At 61.3% G+C, this 543-nt stretch carries 1 pseudogene; it reads left to right on the top strand.

Annotation, left to right across the window (positions count from 1 at the left end):
* Nucleotides 1–14: 14 nt before the first annotated feature.
* Nucleotides 15–543 (top strand): annotated as a pseudogene (locus tag AWB78_RS43065) (IS630 family transposase); the annotation flags it as partial.

Below are 543 nucleotides of genomic sequence, written 5' to 3'. Positions count from 1 at the left end.
TGGAGATGCATGCCATGGCAAAGAAGCCGATGGACGAGGCAACCAAGAAGCGCTTGCGGGCCGCCCGCATGCTTACGGCGGGCAAAGGTCCGGCAGAGGTAGCACTTGCCGTAGGGGTAGCCCGACAGACGGTGTACACATGGAAGCGATTGCTCGATGAAGGCGGAATCGATGCGTTGCGCGCGGTACCGGGGCGAGGTCGTCCGGCTCGGCTCGATGCGCAGCAATTGGCGCAGCTGCGGCAGGCCTTGCTACAAAACCCCACCGAACACGGCTTCGGGACGGAGCTATGGACGCTCAAGCGCGTCGGTATGCTCATCAAGCGCATATATGGCGTCGAGTTCGGACAAACGCAAATCTGGCGCATACTTGGGACGCTCGGTTTCAGTGCACAGAAGCCTGAGCGGCGCGCAATCGAGCGTAACGAAGAAGCTGTGCGCCACTGGAAGCAGCACGCCTGGCCCGCGCTTAAAAAAAGCCAAGCGCGAAGGCCGACTGATCGTCTTTATCGACGAGACCGGCATCAGCGAACGCCCGATCCGG

The sequence above is a fragment of the Caballeronia calidae genome (assembly GCF_900044055.2).
Lineage (GTDB): Bacteria > Pseudomonadota > Gammaproteobacteria > Burkholderiales > Burkholderiaceae > Caballeronia > Caballeronia calidae.
This window is presented reverse-complemented; position numbering and strand designations above follow the sequence as displayed.